Raw genomic sequence first — 21885 nt, forward strand, 5'->3', positions numbered from 1 at the left:
CGGCACGCCTTTGCTCATGGCCAAGCGCGCGCAACGTAACCCAAGTGTGATCGGCACGCCAGAGCGCCTCTTGAAGAAAATCCGACCATCGGTAAGTCGCTGATTTGACGTCACTTTGCCGTCACATAAACGTCATGTGACATTGCGATGATGCGGCTCAGTGAACCTGCCATTTACGCACCGACGCCCCCTCCTCGCAGCGAGCCTTCATGAACCACAGCCTCGATATCAGCCATCGCGATCCCGATCTGTTTGGCCTGCTCTACGGCTATCGCTTCCTGCCCGGTGAACGTGGCCGCGAAGTCGATTCCGCCACGGCGTTGCGCTGTTTGCAGGACGACAGCGACAGTGGCGAATTTCTTTGGCTGCACCTCAATCTGGCGCACGCGGCGTGCGAGCGCTGGATGAAAAGTCATCTGCAATTGCCCGAAGAGTTTTTCGAGGCGTTGCATGAAGGCTCGCGGTCGACGCGCATCGAGCATGTCGACTCGGCGTTGCTGGCGGTGGTCAACGATGTCGTGTTCAACCTCAGCAGCATGGTCTCCTCGGACGTGTCGACGCTGTGGGTCTGTGTGCGCAGCAAACTGATCGTCAGTGCGCGTCTGCAACCGCTGCACTCGGTGGATAAATTGCGCTCGTCGGTGAAAGCCGGCGAGCGCTTTCGTTCGCCATCGGAATTGCTCGTGCATCTGCTGCGCGATCAGGGTGAAGTGCTAACGCAGATTGTGCGCAAGACCAGCATGAGCGTCGATCAGGTCGAGGACGAATTGCTCTCCTCCCGGCTGTCGACCAACCGTGCCGAACTCGGTGCCAATCGCCGCGTGTTGGTGCGTTTACAACGGCTGCTGGCGCTGGAGCCGGGCTCGTTGCTGCGTCTGCTCAACCGGCCGCCGCCCTGGTTGCAAAAGGAAGACGTCAAGGAGTTGCGCAAATCCACCGAGGAGTTTGCGCTGATCATCAACGACCTCACCGCCCTTGGCGAGCGGATCAAACTGTTGCAGGAAGAGATCGCCGCCAACCTCAACGAACAGAGCAACCGCACGCTGTTCACCCTGACCGTGGTGACGGTACTGGCGCTGCCGATCAACATCATTGCCGGTTTTTTCGGGATGAATGTGGGTGGGGTGCCGTTGTCGCAAGATCCGGAAGGGTTCTGGATTTTGGTTGCACTGGTGGCGACGTTTACCGTGATTGCCGGGCGCTGGGCGTTTCGCAAACGCGGGGATTACTGACGCCTGAACGCTCGTTCCCACGCTCTGCGTGGTAATGCATCAAGTGACGCTCTGCGTCACAGGGACGCGGAGCGTCCCGGGCGTCATTCCCACGCAGAGCGTGGGAACGAGCAGAAGACCGACGGTGGGGCTAATCAGCCAAACACTGACATGGCGCAGTCTCTCTGTAACATTCTGCAACGATCATGGGCGACATTCCTTCCCTCGCTCAGGATTGTCCTGCCATGGCTACTCCCTCCCTGACCGCCAGCCCCGCGTCCGCCCACAGTGGCAGGCCAGCCCTCGACAAGAAAACCGGCCCGTTTACCTACGTGATCTTTTTCGCCGTGTTGGCGATGGGAATGCTGTTCACCGCTTACAGCCTGATGCACGACATGCACGAACTCGGCACGGTAGTCACCACGTGGACGCCGTTCCTGCTGCTCGGCGTGGCGCTGCTGATTGCCCTGGGTTTCGAGTTCGTCAACGGTTTCCACGACACCGCCAACGCCGTCGCGACGGTGATCTACACCCACTCGTTGCCGCCGAATGTCGCGGTGGTCTGGTCGGGGTTCTTCAACTTTCTCGGCGTGTTGCTTTCGAGCGGCGCGGTGGCGTTCGGCATCATCGCGTTGCTGCCGGTGGAGTTGATTCTGCAGGTCGGTTCGTCTGCCGGTTTCTCGATGATTTTCGCCCTGCTGATCGCGGCGATCCTGTGGAACCTCGGCACCTGGTGGCTGGGTTTGCCAGCGTCGTCTTCGCACACGCTGATCGGTTCGATCATCGGCGTCGGCGTGGCCAACGCCTTGATGCACGGCCGTGACGGCACCAGCGGTGTCGATTGGGCGCAGGCGACCAAGATTGGTTACGCCTTGCTGCTCTCGCCGCTGGTAGGTTTCGGTTGCGCGGCGCTGTTGCTGCTGGCGCTGCGTGCGTTCGTGAAGAATCGCGCGCTGTACAAGGCCCCTAAAGGCAACACCCCGCCGCCGTGGTGGATTCGCGGTTTGCTGATTCTGACCTGCACCGGCGTGTCCTTCGCCCACGGCTCCAATGACGGCCAGAAAGGCATGGGCCTGATCATGCTGATTCTGGTCGGCACATTGCCGATGGCCTACGCCTTGAACCGCACCATGCCCGAAGAACAATCGCTGCAGTTTGCCGCCGTGGCGCAAGTCACCCAGCAGGCGCTGGTGAAAAGTGCACCGCTGCCGACGCCCGCCGATCCGCGTGCGGTGCTCTCCGATTATGTGCGCAGCAAGGACGCCACGCCGCAACTGATCCCCGCCCTCGCCGCCCTCACTGGGCACATCGGTGAAGAAGTCAAAGGCTACGGTTCACTGGCGAAAGTCCCGGCCGAAGCCATGGGCAACGTGCGTAACGACATGTACCTGGCCAGCGAAAGCATTCGCCTGATGGACAAGAACAAGGTCGGCAATTTCGACGCCGACACCAGCAGCAAGCTGCAACTGTTCAAGCAACAGATCGACAACGCCACGCGGTTTATTCCGCTGTGGGTGAAGATCGCCGTGGCCATCGCGCTGGGGCTGGGCACCATGGTCGGCTGGAAGCGGATTGTGGTGACGGTCGGCGAGAAGATCGGCAAGACCCACCTGACCTATGCCCAGGGCGCCTCGGCGGAAACCGTGGCGATGTTGACCATTGGCGCGGCGGACATGTTTGGTTTGCCCGTTTCGACGACCCATGTGTTGTCTTCGGGGGTGGCCGGGACCATGGTCGCCAACGGTGGCGGGTTGCAGATGAAGACCATCCGCAATCTGTTGATGGCGTGGGTGCTGACACTGCCCGCCGCCATCCTGCTGTCAGGCAGCCTGTACTGGCTGTTCACCCAGATCTTCTGACCGACGAAGATCCCCTGTAGGAGTGAGCCTGCTCGCGATAGCGGTGTGTCAGTCAACATTGATTAAACTGACACACCGCTATCGCGAGCAGGCTCACTCCTACAGTTTTGGTGTTCAGGTTCAGAGCGCGGAGCGAATCAGATCGCCAAGCCAATCCATGAACACGCGCACTCGCAAAGGTAAGTGTCGCTGCCTGGCATAGAGCAATGAAATCCCCATCGCCGGCGCGGTGAATTGCGGCAATACGGTCACCAGTTCGCCGTTTTCCAGATGCGGCTGCATACCGGTGCGCGGCACCTGCGTCAGACCAAAACCGCCCAGGCACGCCGACTCGTAAGCGTCAGTGCTGTTGACCGTAATGCTGCCAGCCATCGGCAAGCGTTTAACCTGACCGCCCTCCTCGTACACAAAACCTTCCGAACGCGAACCCAATACGCCGACGTAATGCACCAGCCGATGCTGCGCGAGATCTTCCAGGGTTTGCGGCACGCCGTAGCGCTCGAGGTACGCGGGGCTGGCGCAGTTGACCATCTGGAAGTCGCCGAGGTGCCTCGCGACCACCGACTGATCCGGTTGCGCGCCGATGCGCACCACGCAATCGAAGCCTTCGCTGAGCAGATCAACCCGGCGATCGGTGCTGCTGATTTCCAGTTCCAGGTTCGGGTGACGCTCTATGAACTGCGGCAGGCGCGGCATGATCAGACGCCGCGCGAGAATGTTCGGCATGTCCACCCGAATGCGCCCGGTCAGCGACGCCTCGTCCTGGCGGAACAAGCCCTCGATCTCGTCCATGTGCGAGAGCAGATCCTTGCTGCGCTCGTACAACACCAGGCCGTCCTGCGTCGCCTGCACCTTGCGCGTGGTGCGTTGCAGCAGACGCGTGCCGAGCAGGGTTTCCAGCGCTTGCACATGTTCGGACACGGTCGAGCGCGGCAAGCCAAGGCTCTCGCCCGCGAGGGTAAAACTCGACAGTTCGCTGACCCGGACGAAGGTGCGCAGCAGTTCCAGTTTGTTCATGGGCCACCTATTGATTGTTCGGTTTAACCGATCAGTGATTCCGGTTTCAGTCTGTTTATCACCATAGGACGGACAAATAAACTTTGATCCATCACCTGATCACTCACGGCAATCGAGGAAAAACCATGGACCGCAAAATCGCATTGATCACCGGCGCCAGTCGTGGCCTGGGAAAAAACGCCGCCCTGCACCTCGCCGCTCAAGGCATCGACATCATCGGCACCTACAACAGTCGCGCCGATGAGGCCCAAGCGCTGGTGCTTGAACTGGAAAAATTCGGCGGCAAAGCCGTGATGCTGCAACTGGATGTCAGCCGCAGCGAGAGTTTTGCCGGTTTCGGTGCGCAGGTTGAGCACGCGTTGCAGGAAACCTTCAAACGTCAGCGCTTTGATTTCCTGATCAACAATGCCGGGATCGGCGTGCACGCGCTGTTCGCCGAAATCACGCCGGAGCAGTTCGATCTGCTGATGAATATTCAGTTGAAAGGGCCGTTCTTCCTGACCCAGCAATTGCTACCCCTGATCAACGACGGCGGCCGGATCATCAATATTTCCAGCGGCCTGACCCGTTTCAGCTTGCCGGGTTACGGCGCTTATGCGGCGATGAAAGGGGCAATGGAAGTGCTGACCCGTTATCAGGCCAAAGAGCTGGGTGCGCGGCAGATTGGTGTAAACATTCTCGCGCCGGGGGCCATCGAAACTGACTTCGGTGGTGGTGCCGTGCGCGACAATGCGGCGGTGAATGCGATGGTCGCCGACAACACCGCGCTGGGCCGGGCCGGGCAGCCGGATGATATTGGCGGGGCGTTGGCGTTGTTGCTGTCGCCCGGTGCGCAGTGGATCAATGGTCAGCGGGTCGAGGCATCTGGCGGCATGTTCCTCTAACCAACGCTGAAAACACTTGCCCCCTATAGGAGCTGTCGAAGGCTGCGATCTTTTGATGTTGCCCTTAAAAATCAACAGCAAAAGATCGCAGCCTTCGGCAGCTCCTACACGGGGGTGGTGCTAGCCTTGGCAAGCGTTACGGGTCATGAAGCGTTCGCGCAGTACGTCGTAGCCCCAGTGATACACGTAAGTGTACGGCAGAAAGAACAGCAACACGCCGATGTCGAGCAAAAACGCCTGCCACAGGCTGACCGACAACCACCAAGCAATCAGTGGCACACCCATCACGATCAAACCACCTTCGAACAGCAACGCGTGCACCACCCGTACCCAGGCATTGTGCGCAACGTTCATACGCGCCAGCAGACGATCGAAGAAGCGGTTGAACACCACGTTCCAGCCCAGCGCCAACAGGGCGATCAACACCGTCACCGCGCCCATTTCAAGCATCGGTTTTTGCATGATCCACGCCAGCAACGGGGTGCAGATCAGAATCGCCAGCAGTTCGAAACCGATGGCCTGGAAAATACGTTCAGAGATGGATTTGTGGGCAGTCATGGCCTGACTCCTTGAGTGAAGATGGTTGCCATGATCTATCTTGATACCGATACTTCATAACCAATAACCATCGATCAAGGCGATAGTTGATGATCTCGCAGGAAGTGCTGTTGGCATTTGTCCAGGCGGCGACCCAAGGCTCGTTTTCGGCAGCGGCGCGCAAACTGGGGCGCAGTCAGTCGACGATCAGCGCGGCGGTGGCCAGCCTTGAGATCGATCTGGATCTGCAGTTGTTCGATCGCAGCAGCCGCAAACCGGCGCTGACCCCGGCCGGGCATGTGATGCTGCAACGCGCTGAGGCGATTCTGGCGGCCAGCAGTCGTCTGGAAATGACTGCGCGGCAGTTGTCCCAAGGCGTCGAGCCGAAGCTGACCGTGGCGATTTCCGACACTTATCAGTCGGACCGTTTTGAAGCGGCGCTGGTCGGGTTTGAGCAGCGTTATCCGGATCTGGAGCTGGAATGCCTGATCGCCGAATGCGATGACCTGATCGAACTGGTGCAGCGCGGTCGTGCGCATCTGGCCTTCGCCGAAATGCAAGAGAACTACCCACCGGACCTGGCGACCTCGACGGTGGCCGAGCGCACGGAAATCGCCCTGTTCGTCAATCGCGATCACGCGCTGGCCAAGCTTGATCTCGTTGATCAACACACCCTGGAACAACACCGTGAATTGCGCCTGGCGACTATCGTCAATCCTTACGACAGTCGCGGCAAAGGTCGGGTGTGGTCGGCGCCGAGTTATCTGATGTTGCTGGAAATGGCCGAAAAAGGTTTTGGCTGGGCGCCGTTGCCGCGTTGGCTGGCGCAGCGTTTTGGCAATGATTTGCTGGTGGAGTTGAAGGTGCGCGGCTGGCCTAAGCCGGTGTTTGTCGATGCGTTGTGGTCGCGGCTGTATCCGCCGGGGCCGGCGGGGAGCTGGTTGTTGAGCAAGATGCTGGAATAGCGGCGCTGCCAATCGCTGGCAAGCCTGAAGTCAAAAGCCCCTCACCCCAGCCCTCTCCCGGAGGGAGAGGGCTGGGGTGAGGGCCATTCCAGCGCCATGAGCCGCCCTTCGATAAAACGCCGCTCCGGCTCTTGCCGGGTCAGCTCCAAGGCCCGCATATACGCAGCCCGCGCTTCTTCCACCCTACCCAACTGCCGACAAAACTCCGCCCGCGCCGAATGCGCCAAGTGGTAATCCTGCAACTCGCCGCGACCCAAAATCCCTTCAATCAGATTCAAACCGTTCAGCGCCCCATCCCGCTTGGCCACCGCCACCGCCCGGTTCAACTCGATCACCGGCGAAGGCATCGCACGCAACAGCACGTCATACAAACCAACGATCTGCTCCCAATCCGTCTCCCCCGCCGACGGCGCCTCAGCATGAACCGCCGCAATCGCCGCCTGCAAACAGTATGGCCCAAACCGCCGTGTCGTCAGCGCACGCTCAACCAGCGCACTACCTTCAGCAATCAGCCCGGCATCCCACTGAGATCGATCCTGATCATCCAGCAGCACCAGTTCACCACTCGGCGAAGTGCGCGCCGACCGTCGCGACTCGTGCAACAGCATCATCGCCAGCAGCCCCATCACCTCCGGCTCCGGTAGCAATTCCATCAACAGTCGGCCAAGCCGTATCGCCTCGCGGGTCAGATCTTCACGGATCAACTCGGCCCCGCACGACGCCGAATACCCTTCGTTGAACACCAGATAAATCACCCGCAACACGCTATCGAGGCGCTCGGGCAGTTCGCTCAGGCTCGGTACTTGATAGGGAATTTTCGCGTCACGAATCTTCGCTTTGGCGCGCACGATGCGCTGGGCAATCGCTGCCGGCGCGGAGAGAAAGGCGCGGGCGATTTCCTCGGTGGTCAGGTCGCAGACTTCGCGCAACGTCAGCGGCACTTGCGCATCCGCCGCCAGCGCCGGGTGACAACAAGTGAAAATCAGCCGCAGACGATCGTCTTCCACGTCTTCACCGCTCCAGTCCGCCTGTTCCAGTTCTTCCAGCTGCGCCAACAACAATGGCTGCGAGGCCTTGAACCGCGCGCGGCGGCGCAACACATCAATTGCCTTGAAGCGCCCGGTAGACACCAGCCAGGTGCGCGGGTTGTCCGGCACGCCGTCGCGCTGCCAGCGTTCGACCGCGACGAAGAACGCCTCGTGCAAGGCTTCTTCGGCGAGGTCGAAATCACCCAGCAAGCGAATCAGCGTCGCCAGGATCCGCCGCGATTCTTCGCGGTAGACCCGCTCGACCCGCGCCTTGACCTCAGACATTCAATTGCCGCACCGGTCGTACTTCAACGCTGCCCACCCGCGCGGCCGGAATATCGCCGGCAACCTGAATCGCTTCGTTGAGGTCCTTGGCGTCGATCAGGTAGAAACCGGCCAATTGCTCCTTGGTTTCGGCGAACGGGCCGTCGGTGATCGACAGTTTGCCGTTGCGCATACGCACCGTGGTGGCGGTCTGCACCGACTCCAGCGCCTCGGCGGCAACCATCCGCCCGCTGCCCTGGATCGACTCGGCGTAGGCCCAGCACTCGGCGTCCTCCGGGCTGTCGGGCGATGAATGCAGCAGGCGTTCATCGCTGTAGACCAGGCATAAATACTTCATGGCGTTCTCCTGAATCGGACGGTTCAACTATGGCTGAAGATCAGGGGGTCACATCGAACAGCGTCGCACCGCTCATCGGATCAAACGGCGCCGACCAGTGTTCGTGGGCGATTTTCCACGCCCCGCCAACCTGCCGATAGCAAGCGGTGACGCGCATCCAGCAGCTCTGGGTTTCGCCCTTGTCATTGGTGCCGCCGCAGTTGGCCACCCAGTGGGCGAAAGCGATGTTGTCAGCACTTTCGATGGCGATTTCGTGGAACTCGAAAATGTGCGGGCCGGGGCACATTTCCATGCACTCGACCCAGTGCGCGCGGTAGGCGGCTTTACCCTTGAATTGCAGGGCCTTGATCGCGTCGAAAGAGACGATGTCGTCGGCGTACAGCGCCATGACTTTCTCCACGTCCTTTTTCATGACGGCTTCGCGGTAGGTGTTGATCAGGGTCTGGATATCGGTTTGTGCGCTCATGCTGTTCTCCGTGGTTTTTGTTGTGAAGACACCCTTAGTCGTTCGGCGAACGGGCAGATCGACAGGCGAAACAAAAAATTTCCGCAGAAGACAAAATCGCTAGAATCCGAGCCTCATCTTTGTAGGAAAAAGGAAATTCCCGTGTCAGCCCAACTCGTGCCGTACGACAACCTGAACGCCTTGCAGCGTGAGCAAGTCGAGGCGATTGAAATCCATGCCGAGCAGATCAAGTTCTCCGGTGATATCCACGGTGCTTTGCACACCCTGCTGTCGAAACCCGGCCCCGGGGTGAAGGGTTTTGCGCTGCTGGCGGATGACGTGCCGGTGGCGTTTCTGTTGCTCAAGCGCCCGCCGGTGTTGCCGGCTTGGGCCGATGAACACAGCGCCACCCTGCATGCGTTGCAGGTCGATCGTCGCGCTCAGGGCAAGGGTTACGGCAAGGCGTGTCTGCAAGCGTTGCCCGAAGTTGCACGTCAGGCGTGGCCGGAGATCAAGGGGCTGGAATTGTCGGTGGATGCGGATAACGACGCGGCCATCGCGCTGTACGCCAAGCACGGCTACGTCGACAGCGGCGAAGCGTACAAGGGCCGGATCGGTTACGAACGGCGCATGGGCCTGTTTTTCTAAGTCATCGAGGGAAGCACGATGATCGACTCAATCGAAGCACTGGAAGCGATTTACGGACTGCCGCATGAACGAGCGCTGCGCAAGCAGATCGGTTTTCTCAACGAGGATTATCAAGCAATGGTGCGCCTGTCGCCGCTGGTGATTGTCAGCTCGGTGGGCACCGATGGCCTGGATAATTCGCCGCGCGGTGACAAAGCCGGGTTTGTGCGGATCATTGACGAACGCACGCTGGCGTTGCCCGATCGCCCAGGTAACAACCGCATCGATACCTTGCGCAATGTGCTGCACGATTCGCGGCTGTCGTTGTTGTTCATTATTCCGGGGATTGGCGAGACGTTGCGGGTCAATGGTACGGCGACGATCAGCGCTGATCCGCAGTTGCTGGAAAGCTTTGCGGTGAACGGCAAACCGGCGAAAACGGTGTTGCTGGTGACGGTGGAAGCGGCGTTCTTTCATTGTTCCAAAGCGTTTGTACGCTCGGATGCGTGGAATCCTGAAACGCATCTGCCGCGCTCGGCTCTGCCCTCCGCCGGCGCGTTTCACAAACGCCTGAATGACGGCCAGTTCGACGCCGAAACCTACGACCGTGAAGCGCCGAAACGCGTAACCGACACCCTCTACTGACACAACTCGATCCCTTGTAGGAGCTGCCGAAGGCTGCGATCTTTTGACCTTGCTGTTAAAAATCAAGATCAAAAGATCGCAGCCTTCGGCAGCTCCTACAGTGGAGATCGGGCTGGCTTTAGAGTGTGAGGATCATCTCGTGCCACGCCATGCCGCCGTGATCGGACTCAGACGGTTTGATGTAAGCGAAGCCAAAGCCTGCATACAGCGGGATGTGTATTTCTTTGCACATCAAATGAATGGTCGCCTTGTCCATCCCGCGCATGCGCTCGATGAACTCGCCCATCAAGCGCTTGGCCAGCCCCTGCCCTTGATAATCCGGGTGCACCACCACGGACATGATCACCACGTTCGGCCCTTTCGGGTCGTGGCCGATCAGCTCCTTAAACGCCTCGTCCGACATCTGCACATCAAACGCCGCGCCGGAGTTGACGAAGCCTGCGACCTCACCGTCCACCTCGGCAACGACAAAACCTTCCGGCCAGGTGGCAATGCGCGTGGCGATCTTCTCGCGGGTGGCCGCTTCGTCACCTTCGTAGGCAACGGTTTCGATGGCGTAGCAGCGGTCCAGGTCGGCGGCGGTGACGTTGCGGATAACGGTGTTCATGGCGGCTCGGAAATCGGCAGAAGAAAGTGCCGAAAGCATAAAGGAATAAGGCCTGCATATCGATGCGCAAGGGCGGCGTAAAGCCTGCGTATAAGTGCTTTTCTTCGGGTTCGCGGCGGGCTATTTCTCAGGTGTGTCTCTGACTACCCTTGGGGGAAACCGCTTATGAGCAGCGTTGAAATCGGCCTGTTGATGGTGTTGGGCATCAGTACGTTCGGCTTTATCACTCTGGGCATCGACCTGTTGCGGGCGCGACGGTTGGGCAAAGGCAAGCGGGGTTGAAAACCATGAGGCGGATCATTGATCCGCCTCATGCTTGTCGGCTCAGGCCTTGGTATCGACCGGCACGCAGATTTCCAGTTTGCCGGTGTGCAGCTTCGGATTGAAATCCGCGCTGTAACGCTCCAGCTCCGGGGCGTTGAGCTCCACGTAATGAGAGGTCGGCAACCAGGTCTTGTAGATGTATTGCAGGGTTTGTGGCAATTGCTCGAGCGGTCCTTTGTGCTCGAATACTGCGTACTGGCGAGGCAGCACTTCGACCCACTGGTAGACCTTCTGGTCGAGGTCATCGAGCTTACTGATTTCCACCCCGGCGATGTAATCGAAGCCGCCCTTGCCGTCGAAATTGCTGCAGACACCGTAGGTCACTTCGTTCTTTTGCCCCTGGATCTTTCCCAGGTGCGGCAAGAACTTTTCCCACAGCGCCGGGATGTCTTTGGCTGTGTCTTGGGTAAATCGACCGCGAAAACCTGCAATCAGCAAGAAGTGTCCATGTTCGAAGCGAGGTTCAGCCACTTCGACGCGTTTTTGCTCATCCATGACTCGACTCCTGGAACAAAAAAAGGGGTTCGGCTGGGAGTATAGAAAGCCCGATCCAAATCGCACGGTTACAGCGCGTGCAACTGCTCGACGGCGCCCGAACCGACAAATTCGTTGTAGCCAGATACGATCACGTACACCGCGAAATAGCAGAAGATCGCTGCAGATGCCATGTAGGAATAGCGTAATAGCTTATCGCCCAAGAGCTTGCCGCCATGGCTCGCAGCGAAGCACAAACCGGCGGACCACAGCAGTCCGGCGCAGAGGAACCCACCGAGGAACAGCGCCGAACTCAAAGGACCGCCACCACCGGAACGCGCAATCAAGGTGCCGCCCACCGCCGCGAACCAGAGAATCGCGCTCGGCGACGACATGGCGAGAAATATCCCCCGGAAGAACTCTTTGCGATGGGAGTTCTGCCCCACTTCCGCCGTCTCGGCCAGCAGCGCTTCGTGATGGATCGCCGAGTAAATCATCTTCGCCGCAAAGTAGATCAGCAGCGCCGAACCACCAATCCACAAAACCCAACGCACGGTCTCGTATTGCAGCAAAACGGTCATCCCGGCCAGCGCCAGAACCGCATAAACCAGGTCGCCAACACAGGTGCCGAGGCCCAGCGCAAAGCCCTGAAAGTAACCGCGCTGCATCGCCAGGGTGATCATGGCGATGTTGGCCACGCCGATATCCAGGCACAGCGAAAGGCTCAGCAAGAAGCCGCTGGTGAATTCCATCTACCGATTTCCTTGGGACAAAATTGTTTACAAACGGGCTGGACAGTATGCCATCACTGACCTTATCTTCCGCCACAGGTCACCGCAGTGACCAGCGTCGCTCGGACGGTTCCGGGCGCTTACGTTATCCGAGGCAACAATGGCTGAACAAGGTTCGCCGCGCCGCTTTGCGCGCATAGATCGACTCCCCCCTTATGTTTTCAACATCACCGCCGAGCTGAAAATGGCTGCCAGGCGTCGTGGTGAAGACATCATCGACTTGAGCATGGGCAACCCCGACGGCGCCACGCCGCCGCATATTGTCGAAAAACTCGTCCAGGTTGCCCAACGCGAAGACACCCATGGTTACTCCACATCCAAGGGTATTCCGCGTCTGCGCCGGGCGATTTCCAACTGGTACAAGCAACGCTACGAGGTCGACATCGACCCGGAAAGCGAAGCCATCGTCACCATCGGTTCCAAGGAAGGCCTGGCGCATTTGATGCTGGCGACCCTGGATCAGGGCGACACCGTATTGGTGCCAAACCCGAGCTACCCGATTCACATCTACGGTGCGGTGATTGCCGGTGCCCAGGTGCGTTCGGTGCCGCTGGTGCCAGGCGTGGACTTCTTCGACGAACTGGAACGGGCCATTCGCGGTTCGATTCCGAAACCGAAAATGATGATCCTCGGCTTCCCATCGAATCCGACCGCACAGTGCGTGGAACTGGATTTCTTCGAACGGGTGATCGCCCTCGCCAAGCAGTACGACGTGCTGGTGATTCACGATCTGGCTTACGCCGACATCGTCTACGACGGCTGGAAAGCCCCGTCGATCATGCAGGTGCCAGGCGCCAAGGACATTGCGGTGGAGTTCTTCACCCTGTCCAAGAGCTACAACATGGCCGGCTGGCGCATCGGTTTCATGGTCGGTAACCCGGAACTGGTCAACGCTCTGGCGCGGATCAAGAGCTACCACGACTACGGCACCTTCACCCCGCTGCAAGTGGCGGCGATTGCCGCGCTGGAAGGCGATCAGCAGTGTGTGCGCGACATCGCCGAGCAGTATCGCCAGCGCCGCAACGTGCTGGTCAAAGGCCTGCATGAACTGGGCTGGATGGTTGAGAATCCGAAGGCGTCGATGTACGTCTGGGCGAAGATCCCTGAGGCCTACGCGCATCTGGGTTCGTTGGAGTTTGCCAAGAAACTGCTGGCCGAGGCCAAGGTCTGCGTCTCGCCGGGGGTGGGGTTTGGTGAGTATGGCGACGATCATGTGCGCTTTGCGCTGATCGAAAACCAGGACCGGATTCGTCAGGCGGTGCGCGGGATTCGCGGGATGTTCCGGGCGGATGGGTTAGTTACCAAATAACTGACCCACCTCTGATCGTTCCCACGCTCCGCGTGGGAACGATCACCCACAAAAAAACCGCATCGCTGCGGTTTTTTTGTGTCTGCGTGAAGCCGCTTAAACGAACAGCGACAACAGCAGGATAAAGCCCAACGCGACGATGGAGAGGATGGTTTCCATCGCCGTCCAGGTCTTGAACGTCTCGGCCACGGTCATGTTGAAGTACTGCTTCACCAACCAGAAACCGGCGTCGTTCACGTGGGACAGGATCAGCGAACCGGCGCCGGTGGCCAGCACCAGCAACTCACGGTTAACGCCCGGGATCATCCCCACCACCGGCACGACAATGCCCGCGCCCGTGATGGTCGCCACAGTCGCCGAACCGGTCGCGATACGGATCACCGCCGCCACCAGCCACGCCAACAGGATCGGCGAGATCTGCGCGCTGACCGCCATGTGGCCAATCACGTCGCCCACACCGCTGGTGACCAGCATCTGCTTGAAGCCACCGCCGGCACCGATGATCAGAATGATCGCGGCGGTTGGCGCCAGGCTCGAGTCGAGCCACTTGAGCATTTGCTGCGAACCGATGCCCTGCTTGTGCCCGAAGGTGTACAGCGACAGCAGCAACGCCAGCAGCAGTGCCGAGATCGGGTGACCGATCATGTCCATCCAGGTGCGGAAGAAGTGACCGTCCGGCAGCGCCACGTCAGCGAAGGTTTTCAGCAGCATCAGGAACACCGGCAGCAGCACGGTGATCAGGGTGATGCTGAAGCTCGGCAGCGTGGTCGAGTCGTCATTTTCGCGGGCCAGTTGATCGACCAGTTCCTGATTCGGGTGACCCGGAATGTGCTTGGCGATGAACGTACCGAAGATCGGACCAGCAATGATCGCGGTCGGTAGCGCAACGATCAGACCGTAGAGAATGGTCTTGCCGATGTCAGCGCCAAACACGCCGATGGCCAGCAGCGGGCCCGGGTGCGGTGGCACCAGACCGTGCACGGCGGACAGACCGGCGAGCAGCGGGATACCGATCTTGATGATCGACACGCCGGTGCGGCGCGCAACGATGAACACCAACGGAATCAGCAGCACGAAGCCGATTTCGAAGAACAGCGGGATACCCACCAGAAACGCGGCGAACATCATCGCCCACTGGACTTTGTCTTTACCGAACGCACGGATCAGGGTCTGGGCGATCTGATCCGCCCCGCCCGATTCGGCCATCATTTTGCCGAGCATGGTGCCCAGCGCAAGGATGATGCCGACAAAACCGAGCACGCCACCGAAGCCGTCCTGGAACGCTTTGATGATGGTGCCGATCGGCATGCCCGACGTCAGGCCGAGGAACGCGGCGGCGATGGTCAGGGAAATGAACGGGTGAATCTTGAATTTGGTGATCAGGATAATCAGGCCGATTACCGTGACCACTGCATCGAGCAGCAGGTAGGCGTCGTGGGACATGCCAAACATTGGGGGTGTCTCCTGGATTGTTGTTGTTATTAAAGCGGGTTAAACAGAAGTCGGAAGGACAGCGCTATCTCTTTCAACACACTCATACCGCCTGCTTCAGACCGTGGGCCTGCCACCAGACGTGAGCCTGGGACGCCAGCTCTTCAACGCTGTGGATCGAAGCATTCAACGCCAACGTCAACGGCTCACCCTTCGGCGATTCGAGGGTGGCGAACTGGCTTTCGATCAACGTCGCGGGCATAAAGTGGCCCGGACGGTGGGACACACGTTCAGCGGCAACTTCAGGGGTCAATTCAAGAAACACGAAACCCAGGCCCGGCAAGGCGCTGCGCAACACTTCGCGATAACTGTGTTTAAGGGCCGAGCAAGTCAGCACCGGGCGTTTGCCCAGCGCGTCGACGCGACGCAGTTCATCGCACAGGCTGTCGAGCCAGCCGGCACGGTCGTCGTCGTTCAGGGGGATCCCCGCGCTCATCTTTTCGATGTTCGCGGCCGGATGGAAAGTATCGCCTTCAATGGCAGTGGCGCCGCTCAATTGGCACAGGGCCTCGCTGACGCACGTCTTGCCGCAACCGGCAACGCCCATGATGACCAGGGCGGTGATGGGATGACTCATATAACACCTCAGCGCGCAGACAGCGCTACCTTTGCTAGCTATGACTCTAGTGCACAGGCAGAAGTTGCCGACGCCTTCTTGTCGTTTTTTTGGGTTGCAGCAGGTTTGTTCCCAACGCCAAAAAGCGAAGATCAGGCAGGACCTCGCTTACGCATTTACAGCTGCATCAGGACAGCGCTACCTTAGTGCCTTGATTTTTGTTTGGCAAGCCGCCCGATGACCTCCCCTAAAAACGATAAAAATACCCGCACCACCGGCCGTCCCACCCTGAATGAAGTTGCCCGCCTGGCCGGTGTCAGCCCGATTACCGCCTCCCGGGCCTTGCGCGGTGTCAGCACCGTGGCCACTGACCTTGTGGAAAAAGTCCAGAAAGCCGCGCTCGAACTCAACTACGTGGTCAACCCTGCCGCCCGCGCATTGGCCTCGGCGCAGAGCCATTCGGTCGTGGTATTAGTGCCTTCACTGTCCAACCTTCTGTTCATCGATACGCTGGAAGCCATTCATCGGGTGCTCACGCCCAAAGGCTTCGAAGTGCTGATCGGCAACTTCCACTATTCACGCGATGAAGAAGAAAACCTGCTGCGCAACTACATGGCCTATCAGCCGCGTGGATTTTTGCTGACCGGGTTTGATCGCACGGAAAGTTCACGACGGATGATCGAGGCGAGCAATATTCCCTGCGTGTACATGATGGAACTGGACAGCGCTGCCGGGGTGAATTGCGTCGGCTTCTCGCAGCTCAGTGCCGGTGAAACGGCGGCCGAGCATTTGCTCTCACGTGGGCGCATGCGTCTGGCTTACATCGGTGCGCAACTTGATCAGCGCACGTTGTTGCGCGGTGAAGGCTTTCGCAAAGCGTTGCAAAAGGCCGGGCGTTACGACCCGGATCTGGAAGTACTGACGCCTCGTTCTTCATCGGTGGGCTTGGGCGGGGAGTTGTTTTTGCAATTGCTCGCGGCGCATCCGGACGTTGATGCGATCTTCTTTGGCAACGACGACCTGGCGCAGGGTGCGTTACTGGAAGCGCTGCGTCACGGCATCAAGATTCCCGAGCAGGTGGCGATTTTGGGCTTCAACGATTTGCCGATGTCAGAGCACATGGTGCCGCGCCTGAGCAGCATCAACACCCCGCGTGAAGCGATCGGCCGGCGCGCGGCGGAGCAGATGCTGACGTTGATGGCGGGTAACAGCGTGGCGCGTCCGGTGGAAGACATGGGCTTTGAACTGAAGATTCGCGAAAGTACCTGACAACAGGTAACCGATCGTTCCCACGCTCTGCGTGGGAACGATCAACCGCCCAACAATTCGACGAGGGCATGCGCGCCCTTCTGCAATGGCTGGCTCTTGAGCCACACCGCATGCACCGGCATCACCAGTCCGTTTTCGATGTTGCGGAAATTCAGCCGTTTCAGTCGCCCGGATTCGATCCGCGACTGCACCACCGACAACGGAAAATTGCCCCAGCCCAATCCCGCCTCGACCATTTCCATCGCCGTCTCAAGGCTATCGGTGCGCCAATACGACTCCGCCACCAACGGCCGCGTTTCACTGATCGGCAAGTCACGACTGGCGACGATGATTTGCCGTACATGCACCAGATCCTCAAGAAACAGATCCTGCCCCTGCAACAACGGACTGTCCGCCGCCAGGGTGGCGATCATCCGTTCGCTGCCGACAAACTGAAAACGCTCCAGCACATTCATGCTCAATCCGGCGAACGCCAGGCACAGGCTGACGCGGCCGCTGTGCAGCATCGCCAACACGTCGTCCTGCGGTGCGGTCAGCACTTCGATATCGAGCAACGGATGGTGCTCGGCGATCACCTTGATCGCCGCCAGCAAACGGCGCCGGTCGATGTCCGCGACTACGCCGATCGACAACTTGCTCTCCAGCCCCAACGACAGTTCCACCGCATGCACTTGCAACTGCTTGAGTTGCTCGGCAATCAGCCGCGCGTGTGGCACCAGCGACAGCGCCATCGCCGTGGGTTGCGGTTCGCGATGGCTGCGGTCGAACAGCAGATAACCGAGTTCCGCCTCAAGGTTGCCGATCCCCATACTTACGGCCGACGGGACTTTGCCCAACGCACGCGCCGCCGCCGAAAACGAGCCGCGTTCGATTACGGCAAGAAACAGCTCGATGCTGTCACTGTTGAAATTCAATTTGCACACCTATCAACAAAACTGAAAGCTACTGACTTTTTCTGTCAGCCCTATTGAAGCTATCTTTCGCCGCCTTCGCCAGTCCCGCTGGCGACAAACGGCAAGAAAGAGGCAACTCCCCATGCAAGGCGTCAAACGCAAACTGGTCTACGTGTCGCTCTACGAAGTGATCGGCATGACTTTCTCCGCCCTCGGTCTGGCGTTATTGTCCGGCACCTCACCGGGCAGCACCGGGCCACTGGCGGTGATCATCACCACCATCGCCGTGACCTGGAATTTCATTTACACCTCGCTGTTCGAGCGCTGGGAAAGTCGCCAGGTATCGCGCACGCGCACAGTGAAACGCCGTATCGCTCACGCGGTGGGCTTTCAACTGACGCTGATCGTGTTCCTGATTCCGTTGATTGCCTGGTGGATGAACATCAGTCTGGTGCAGGCGTTTCTGCTCGATCTGGCGCTGATCATTTTCATCCCCTGCTACACGTTTGCCTTCAATTGGCTGTTTGACCGGATTTTCGGGCTGCCAGCCTCGGCGCTACCAGATTCGGCGGCTGCGGCATAAATCGTTAATTCGTAAGCAGATATTGCGAGAATTCAGCGGTTTATCTGTTTAATCCGCCGATATTCACAATCCGTGAACTCCGATAGCAGGCTAAGCTTTTCCATCAATAAAAAATGGACCAGCCCATGACTGCACACGCCCCCGCCACCGCACAAAGCGACGGCATCGACCCGATCCGCGCTGCTCAGGTATCAGCCCGCATCGATCGCCTTCCGGCGGTCGCGACGATATGGCGGCTGGTGGCGCTGCTGTCGATCGGTGGGTTTTTCGAACTCTACGACCTGTTCCAGACCGCTTACATCAGCCCCGGACTGATCCGCGACGGGATCTTTGCCACTGGCAATCAGGGCGTGTTCGGTTTCTCTGATCAGGCAGCGTTTGCCTCGGCAACGTTTCTCGGCCTGTTCCTCGGCGCCAGTCTGCTCAGCCCATTGGCGGATCGTTTCGGCCGCCGTGCGATCTTCACCTTCGCGCTGGTCTGGTACACGGTGGCAACGGTGTTGATGGGGATTCAGAGTTCGGCGCTGGGTATCATCTGCATGCGCTTTCTGGTTGGCATCGGCCTGGGCATCGAGCTGGTCACCATTGATGCTTACCTCTCGGAACTGGTGCCGAAACGCATGCGCAGCTCAGCCTTTGCCTTCGCGTTTTTCGTGCAGTTCCTGTCAGTGCCGGCGGTGGCATTGATGTCGTGGTGGCTGGTGCCGCAAGCGCCGTTCGGCATCAGCGGCTGGCGCTGGGTGGTGTTGGCCAGTGCAGTGTTTGCGCTGTTTATCTGGTGGCTGCGCAAGCGTCTGCCGGAGTCGCCGCGCTGGCTCGCGCAGCATGGCCGCTTTGAGGAAGCCAACCGGATTCTCGATGGCATCGAAGCACGCTGCGCGAAGGATCACGGTAAACCGCTGGACGCCCCCGAAGCCGTTCCGGTCGATGTCGAAGGCAAGGGCCGCTTCGCCGATATCTGGCAGCCACCGTATCGCCGCCGCGCGTTGATGCTGATCGTGTTCCACATCTTCCAGGCCATTGGGTTCTTCGGTTTCGGCAACTGGCTGCCGGCGCTGCTGTCCGGTCAGGGCGTCAGCGTCACTCACAGTTTGATGTACGCCTTCATCATCACCCTCGCCTACCCGCTCGGGCCGCTGCTGTTCGTCAAGTTCGCCAACCGCTTCGAGAACAAATGGCAGATCGTCGGTTCGGCCCTCGGCGCGATGACCTTCGGCACCTTGTTCGCCCTGCAGACCAGCGCATTCGGGCTGATCTTCTGCGGGGTGATGATCACTTTCTGCAACGCCTGGCTGAGTTTCAGCTATCACTCGTACCAGAGCGAATTGTTCCCGACCAACATCCGCGCGCGCGCCGTGGGTTTCTGTTATTCGTTCAGTCGCTTGTCGACAGTGTTCAGCAGCTTGTTGATCGGCTTGTTTCTCGACAATTTCGGTACGCCGGGGGTATTGGCGTTTATCGTCAGCAGCATGCTAATCGTGATGCTGACCATCGGCTGGTTCGGCCCGCGCACGCGCAATCTGGCGCTGGAAAACATCGCTCATCGCTGATGGACAACGGTCATCCTCTGCCGCTTATCGGCAAGGGATGACCGCCACGAATACCTGACTGATGATCAAGCTGTTGAAATAAAAGGATTTATTCAAAAGGCACGGTAATTGCTCCGATACGCGAGTCAGCAATTACCTACAGGTCTACACGTCATGTTGATCAGTGCCAAACAACAGCAAATCATTCACCTGCCCAAAGCGCTGAATGACGATGCCACCACCACGGCAGCCGCCGGTCTGCAAGGTGGCCTGCACGGCGCCATGCTGCAAACCCTGCAAAACCAGACCCAGGCGCAAACCGCTGAAGCCAATGCCAAGGTGCAGGACTCGGCGACGCAGATCGCCACCCAGCAAGTCAGCGAAGCCACACGCATCAGCGATAACGTCGACGAAGCGTTCGCCAAGACCCGCGTGAACCTGCAATCGACCGACGCCACCAGCACCTCAGCGACATCCGCCACCGACGAGTTCAAGGACTACATGAGCAAGACGCCGGAACAGCGTCTGCGCGACAGTATCCTGCAGTCCATGGGGCTGACCGAAGACGACATCAAAGCCATGCCGCCGGAGAAACAACTGGCCATCGGCAAAGAGATCGCCGAGCGCTTGCAGGACAAGATGAAGTTGGCGCAGGCGGAAAAAGACAACGATGTGAAGGACAGTGACAAGCAGGCCAACAAGTTTCTTGCTGCGCTCTGATCTTCAAGTCACCCGAAATCAAATGAGGGAGCGAGCCTGCTCGCGAAGGCGGTGTATCAGTGAAATTTCCACCTACTGACACATCGCTTTCGCGAGCAAGCTCGCTCCCACATTGATTGTATCCAGCTGAAGAAATCAGTTCAGTTGCAGGGTCTCATTGAACTGACTGATCGCGTCCACCACATGCCGCGAGCCCTGCTGAATTTCCAGAATCACCTCCCCCGCCTCATTGGCCAGCTCAACCCCGAGCCCGGTGCGGCTCAGACTTGATTGCATACTCGACACCGCACTCAGCGACAGGTCATGGTTTTTGCGCACCACCTCGACAATCTCCAGCGTCGCCTGACTGGTGCGCGCCGCGAGGCTACGCACCTCGTCCGCTACCACGGCAAAACCGCGCCCGTGTTCCCCGGCCCGCGCCGCTTCAATCGCCGCGTTGAGCGCCAGCAAGTTGGTCTGATCGGCAATGCCGCGAATGGTCTGAACGATGGTGCCGATGATGTCCGACTGTTTGCTCACTGCATCGATGCTGGCGGCAGCTTCGTTGAGGTCGCGGGAGATGTCCTGAATGATCTGCACGGTTTGCTGCACGACCTGTGAGCCTTTTTGCGCGCAGGCGTCATTTTGTACCGAGGTGCTGTGGGCCGATTCGGCAGCGTTCTGCAAGGTGGTCATTTGATGGGTGATGTCGCTGGCGAACTTGACCACTTTGTACAGTCGGCCCTTGGCATCGAATAACGGGTTGTACGAGGCTTCGAGATAAACCATCTGCCCCGATTTGTTCTTGCGCTCGAAACGGTGCGAGTGATATTCGCCACGGTTGAGCGAGGCCCAGAATGCCTTGTACTGCGCGGACTCGGCTTCGGCACGATGGCAGAACAGGCTGTGATGATGACCGACGATTTCGTTGAGCGAGTACTGCATGGTCTTGAGGAAATTGTCGTTGGCGGCAATGACGTTGCCTTCCGGGGTGAATTCGATCACCGCCATCGAACGGCTGATCGCTGCCAGCATGCTTTCTTCTTCGTGTTCTTTATTCACCCGAGCGGTGATGTCGGCAGCCACTTTGATAACGCTGTGGACTTGCTTGTCCGGGCCATACACCGGCATGTAACTGGCTTCGAGCCAGACTTCCCTGCCGGCCTTGTTCAAACGCAGAAAAGTCCCGCTGATCGGTTCACCACGGGCCAGGTCACGCCACAGCTTTGCGTATTCCTCACTGCGGTAGAACATCTCTTCACAAAACACCCGATGATGTTTGCCACGCACTTCATCGGCGCTGTAGCCCATGGTCTTGCAAAAATTTTCATTGGCATCCAGAACGATGCCGTCAGGGGAGAACTCGATCATTGCCATCGAGCGGCTGATCGCAGCCAACTTGGCATTGGCCTCGGTCAGGGCGCAGCTGAAGCGCTCGATTTCCTGCAGGTCAGCCTTGTGATGTAGGTTGAACATGGTTGTATCACCTTCCGCGCGGACTTTTGATTTGATGAAAGTTC

Annotated in this window: 23 protein-coding genes and 1 pseudogene; 11 read left to right on the forward strand and 13 right to left on the reverse strand. The window is 59.0% G+C overall.

The genetic code is table 11. The features are described from left to right. Window positions 1-209 precede the first annotated feature (209 nt). Window positions 210-1232, forward strand: a complete 1023-nt coding sequence (locus J0G10_RS23805; protein WP_007917764.1) for a transporter — start codon at window positions 210-212, stop codon at window positions 1230-1232. A 224-nt stretch (window positions 1233-1456) separates the two neighbouring features. After that, window positions 1457-3070 (forward strand): inorganic phosphate transporter, encoded by a 1614-nt coding sequence (locus J0G10_RS23810; RefSeq protein WP_220556873.1) that lies wholly within the window; start codon window positions 1457-1459, stop codon window positions 3068-3070. A 120-nt stretch (window positions 3071-3190) separates the two neighbouring features. Here J0G10_RS23810 and J0G10_RS23815 read toward each other — a convergent pair whose 3' ends face one another. Further along, window positions 3191-4087: a LysR family transcriptional regulator gene (locus J0G10_RS23815; protein ID WP_220556874.1), complete on the reverse strand. Its 897-nt coding sequence runs from the start codon at window positions 4085-4087 to the stop codon at window positions 3191-3193. A gap of 125 nt (window positions 4088-4212) precedes the next feature. Between J0G10_RS23815 and J0G10_RS23820 the strand changes: the two genes are divergently transcribed. Continuing rightward, window positions 4213-4971, forward strand: coding sequence for an SDR family NAD(P)-dependent oxidoreductase (locus J0G10_RS23820; RefSeq protein ID WP_220556875.1), 759 nt, complete (start codon window positions 4213-4215; stop codon window positions 4969-4971). 120 nt (window positions 4972-5091) lie between these two features. On the opposite strand, the gene J0G10_RS23825 is transcribed toward J0G10_RS23820, so the two are convergent. Beyond that, window positions 5092-5529 (reverse strand): multidrug/biocide efflux PACE transporter, encoded by a 438-nt coding sequence (locus J0G10_RS23825; protein ID WP_095126172.1) that lies wholly within the window; start codon window positions 5527-5529, stop codon window positions 5092-5094. A gap of 89 nt (window positions 5530-5618) precedes the next feature. Between J0G10_RS23825 and J0G10_RS23830 the strand changes: the two genes are divergently transcribed. Beyond that, window positions 5619-6473 (forward strand): LysR family transcriptional regulator, encoded by an 855-nt coding sequence (locus tag J0G10_RS23830; RefSeq protein WP_220556876.1) that lies wholly within the window; start codon window positions 5619-5621, stop codon window positions 6471-6473. Window positions 6474-6514: 41 nt separating this feature from the next. Here J0G10_RS23830 and J0G10_RS23835 read toward each other — a convergent pair whose 3' ends face one another. Genes J0G10_RS23835 through J0G10_RS23845 form a run of 3 tightly spaced genes read right to left on the reverse strand, consistent with a single transcriptional unit; the run spans window position 6515 to window position 8589 of the window. Further along, window positions 6515-7786, reverse strand: coding sequence for an RNA polymerase sigma factor (locus J0G10_RS23835; protein ID WP_220556877.1), 1272 nt, complete (start codon window positions 7784-7786; stop codon window positions 6515-6517). Then, window positions 7779-8123: a YciI family protein gene (locus tag J0G10_RS23840; RefSeq protein WP_095048159.1), complete on the reverse strand. Its 345-nt coding sequence runs from the start codon at window positions 8121-8123 to the stop codon at window positions 7779-7781. Before J0G10_RS23840 ends, J0G10_RS23835 begins: the two co-directional genes overlap by 8 nt. 40 nt (window positions 8124-8163) lie before the next feature. Beyond that, window positions 8164-8589 (reverse strand): YybH family protein, encoded by a 426-nt coding sequence (locus J0G10_RS23845; RefSeq protein ID WP_095126173.1) that lies wholly within the window; start codon window positions 8587-8589, stop codon window positions 8164-8166. A gap of 141 nt (window positions 8590-8730) precedes the next feature. Between J0G10_RS23845 and J0G10_RS23850 the strand changes: the two genes are divergently transcribed. Both J0G10_RS23850 and J0G10_RS23855 read left to right on the forward strand, forming a co-directional pair. Then, window positions 8731-9216, forward strand: a complete 486-nt coding sequence (locus J0G10_RS23850) for a GNAT family N-acetyltransferase (RefSeq protein ID WP_095048161.1) — start codon at window positions 8731-8733, stop codon at window positions 9214-9216. Window positions 9217-9234: 18 nt separating this feature from the next. Further along, window positions 9235-9840 carry a pyridoxamine 5'-phosphate oxidase family protein gene (locus J0G10_RS23855; RefSeq protein ID WP_220556878.1) on the forward strand — a complete coding sequence of 202 codons (606 nt, stop codon included), beginning with the start codon at window positions 9235-9237 and terminating at the stop codon, window positions 9838-9840. 118 nt (window positions 9841-9958) lie between these two features. On the opposite strand, the gene J0G10_RS23860 is transcribed toward J0G10_RS23855, so the two are convergent. The 3 genes from J0G10_RS23860 to J0G10_RS23870 all read right to left on the reverse strand — a co-directional run bounded on the left by J0G10_RS23860 (window position 9959) and on the right by J0G10_RS23870 (window position 11997). Next, on the reverse strand, window positions 9959-10447 hold the full coding sequence (locus J0G10_RS23860; protein ID WP_220556879.1) for a GNAT family N-acetyltransferase: 489 nt from the start codon (window positions 10445-10447) through the stop codon (window positions 9959-9961). 324 nt (window positions 10448-10771) lie between these two features. After that, window positions 10772-11266, reverse strand: a complete 495-nt coding sequence (locus J0G10_RS23865) for a GyrI-like domain-containing protein (protein WP_095048164.1) — start codon at window positions 11264-11266, stop codon at window positions 10772-10774. Window positions 11267-11334: 68 nt separating this feature from the next. Then, a complete protein-coding gene (locus J0G10_RS23870) occupies window positions 11335-11997 on the reverse strand; it encodes a LysE family translocator (RefSeq protein WP_095048165.1) in 663 nt (220 codons plus the stop codon). A gap of 139 nt (window positions 11998-12136) precedes the next feature. On the opposite strand from J0G10_RS23870, the gene alaC reads away from it, so the two are divergent. Further along, window positions 12137-13345, forward strand: a complete 1209-nt coding sequence (gene alaC, locus J0G10_RS23875) for an alanine transaminase (protein WP_053122962.1) — start codon at window positions 12137-12139, stop codon at window positions 13343-13345. Window positions 13346-13441: 96 nt separating this feature from the next. Here alaC and J0G10_RS23880 read toward each other — a convergent pair whose 3' ends face one another. Together J0G10_RS23880 and J0G10_RS23885 are read right to left on the reverse strand one after the other, a co-directional pair. Continuing rightward, window positions 13442-14797 (reverse strand): GntP family permease, encoded by a 1356-nt coding sequence (locus J0G10_RS23880; RefSeq protein WP_220556880.1) that lies wholly within the window; start codon window positions 14795-14797, stop codon window positions 13442-13444. Window positions 14798-14879: 82 nt separating this feature from the next. After that, window positions 14880-15413: a gluconokinase gene (locus J0G10_RS23885; protein ID WP_095048167.1), complete on the reverse strand. Its 534-nt coding sequence runs from the start codon at window positions 15411-15413 to the stop codon at window positions 14880-14882. A 216-nt stretch (window positions 15414-15629) separates the two neighbouring features. Between J0G10_RS23885 and gntR the strand changes: the two genes are divergently transcribed. Beyond that, entirely contained in the window at window positions 15630-16661 is a 1032-nt protein-coding gene (gntR, locus tag J0G10_RS23890; RefSeq protein WP_220556881.1) for an HTH-type transcriptional regulator GntR, read from the forward strand. A 41-nt stretch (window positions 16662-16702) separates the two neighbouring features. Here the strand turns inward: gntR and J0G10_RS23895 are convergent, their stop codons facing one another. Next, window positions 16703-17575, reverse strand: a complete 873-nt coding sequence (locus J0G10_RS23895) for a LysR family transcriptional regulator (protein WP_220556882.1) — start codon at window positions 17573-17575, stop codon at window positions 16703-16705. 121 nt (window positions 17576-17696) lie between these two features. Here J0G10_RS23895 and J0G10_RS23900 point away from each other — a divergent pair, with 121 nt between their 5' ends. The 3 genes from J0G10_RS23900 (at window position 17697) to J0G10_RS23910 (ending at window position 20386) form a co-directional block, all read left to right on the forward strand. Continuing rightward, entirely contained in the window at window positions 17697-18137 is a 441-nt protein-coding gene (locus J0G10_RS23900) for a PACE efflux transporter (protein WP_093430448.1), read from the forward strand. Window positions 18138-18262: 125 nt separating this feature from the next. After that, a complete protein-coding gene (locus J0G10_RS23905) occupies window positions 18263-19687 on the forward strand; it encodes an MFS transporter (protein ID WP_220556883.1) in 1425 nt (474 codons plus the stop codon). 153 nt (window positions 19688-19840) lie between these two features. Next, the gene (locus J0G10_RS23910; RefSeq protein ID WP_220556884.1) at window positions 19841-20386 is read left to right on the forward strand and encodes a hypothetical protein; all 546 of its coding nucleotides are present in this window, start codon (window positions 19841-19843) and stop codon (window positions 20384-20386) included. A 135-nt stretch (window positions 20387-20521) separates the two neighbouring features. Here the strand turns inward: J0G10_RS23910 and J0G10_RS30380 are convergent, their stop codons facing one another. Both J0G10_RS30380 and J0G10_RS30385 read right to left on the reverse strand, forming a co-directional pair. Next, the gene (locus tag J0G10_RS30380; protein ID WP_225919999.1) at window positions 20522-21061 is read right to left on the reverse strand and encodes a methyl-accepting chemotaxis protein; all 540 of its coding nucleotides are present in this window, start codon (window positions 21059-21061) and stop codon (window positions 20522-20524) included. A gap of 3 nt (window positions 21062-21064) precedes the next feature. Beyond that, a pseudogene (locus J0G10_RS30385) lies at window positions 21065-21841 on the reverse strand (PAS domain-containing protein); the annotation flags it as partial. Window positions 21842-21885 lie beyond the last annotated feature (44 nt).

The organism is Pseudomonas germanica (assembly GCF_019614655.1).
Lineage (GTDB): Bacteria > Pseudomonadota > Gammaproteobacteria > Pseudomonadales > Pseudomonadaceae > Aquipseudomonas > Aquipseudomonas neuropathica.

What these genes read in the sequence shown, in the direction of transcription:
- J0G10_RS23855 (WP_220556878.1), top strand. Translation starts at nt 9,235, where the DNA reads ATGATCGACTCAATCGAAGCACTGGAAGCGATTTACGGACTGCCGCAT.
- J0G10_RS30380 (WP_225919999.1), bottom strand. Translation starts at nt 21,061, where the DNA reads ATGACCACCTTGCAGAACGCTGCCGAATCGGCCCACAGCACCTCGGTA.
- J0G10_RS23835 (WP_220556877.1), bottom strand. Translation starts at nt 7,786, where the DNA reads ATGTCTGAGGTCAAGGCGCGGGTCGAGCGGGTCTACCGCGAAGAATCG.
- J0G10_RS23870 (WP_095048165.1), bottom strand. Translation starts at nt 11,997, where the DNA reads ATGGAATTCACCAGCGGCTTCTTGCTGAGCCTTTCGCTGTGCCTGGAT.
- gntR (WP_220556881.1), top strand. Translation starts at nt 15,630, where the DNA reads ATGACCTCCCCTAAAAACGATAAAAATACCCGCACCACCGGCCGTCCC.
- J0G10_RS23825 (WP_095126172.1), bottom strand. Translation starts at nt 5,529, where the DNA reads ATGACTGCCCACAAATCCATCTCTGAACGTATTTTCCAGGCCATCGGT.
- J0G10_RS23815 (WP_220556874.1), bottom strand. Translation starts at nt 4,087, where the DNA reads ATGAACAAACTGGAACTGCTGCGCACCTTCGTCCGGGTCAGCGAACTG.
- J0G10_RS23820 (WP_220556875.1), top strand. Translation starts at nt 4,213, where the DNA reads ATGGACCGCAAAATCGCATTGATCACCGGCGCCAGTCGTGGCCTGGGA.
- J0G10_RS23900 (WP_093430448.1), top strand. Translation starts at nt 17,697, where the DNA reads ATGCAAGGCGTCAAACGCAAACTGGTCTACGTGTCGCTCTACGAAGTG.
- J0G10_RS23840 (WP_095048159.1), bottom strand. Translation starts at nt 8,123, where the DNA reads ATGAAGTATTTATGCCTGGTCTACAGCGATGAACGCCTGCTGCATTCA.
- J0G10_RS23905 (WP_220556883.1), top strand. Translation starts at nt 18,263, where the DNA reads ATGACTGCACACGCCCCCGCCACCGCACAAAGCGACGGCATCGACCCG.
- J0G10_RS23805 (WP_007917764.1), top strand. Translation starts at nt 210, where the DNA reads ATGAACCACAGCCTCGATATCAGCCATCGCGATCCCGATCTGTTTGGC.
- J0G10_RS23810 (WP_220556873.1), top strand. Translation starts at nt 1,457, where the DNA reads ATGGCTACTCCCTCCCTGACCGCCAGCCCCGCGTCCGCCCACAGTGGC.
- alaC (WP_053122962.1), top strand. Translation starts at nt 12,137, where the DNA reads ATGGCTGAACAAGGTTCGCCGCGCCGCTTTGCGCGCATAGATCGACTC.
- J0G10_RS23865 (WP_095048164.1), bottom strand. Translation starts at nt 11,266, where the DNA reads ATGGATGAGCAAAAACGCGTCGAAGTGGCTGAACCTCGCTTCGAACAT.
- J0G10_RS23830 (WP_220556876.1), top strand. Translation starts at nt 5,619, where the DNA reads ATGATCTCGCAGGAAGTGCTGTTGGCATTTGTCCAGGCGGCGACCCAA.
- J0G10_RS23910 (WP_220556884.1), top strand. Translation starts at nt 19,841, where the DNA reads ATGTTGATCAGTGCCAAACAACAGCAAATCATTCACCTGCCCAAAGCG.
- J0G10_RS23845 (WP_095126173.1), bottom strand. Translation starts at nt 8,589, where the DNA reads ATGAGCGCACAAACCGATATCCAGACCCTGATCAACACCTACCGCGAA.
- J0G10_RS23880 (WP_220556880.1), bottom strand. Translation starts at nt 14,797, where the DNA reads ATGTTTGGCATGTCCCACGACGCCTACCTGCTGCTCGATGCAGTGGTC.
- J0G10_RS23885 (WP_095048167.1), bottom strand. Translation starts at nt 15,413, where the DNA reads ATGAGTCATCCCATCACCGCCCTGGTCATCATGGGCGTTGCCGGTTGC.
- J0G10_RS23860 (WP_220556879.1), bottom strand. Translation starts at nt 10,447, where the DNA reads ATGAACACCGTTATCCGCAACGTCACCGCCGCCGACCTGGACCGCTGC.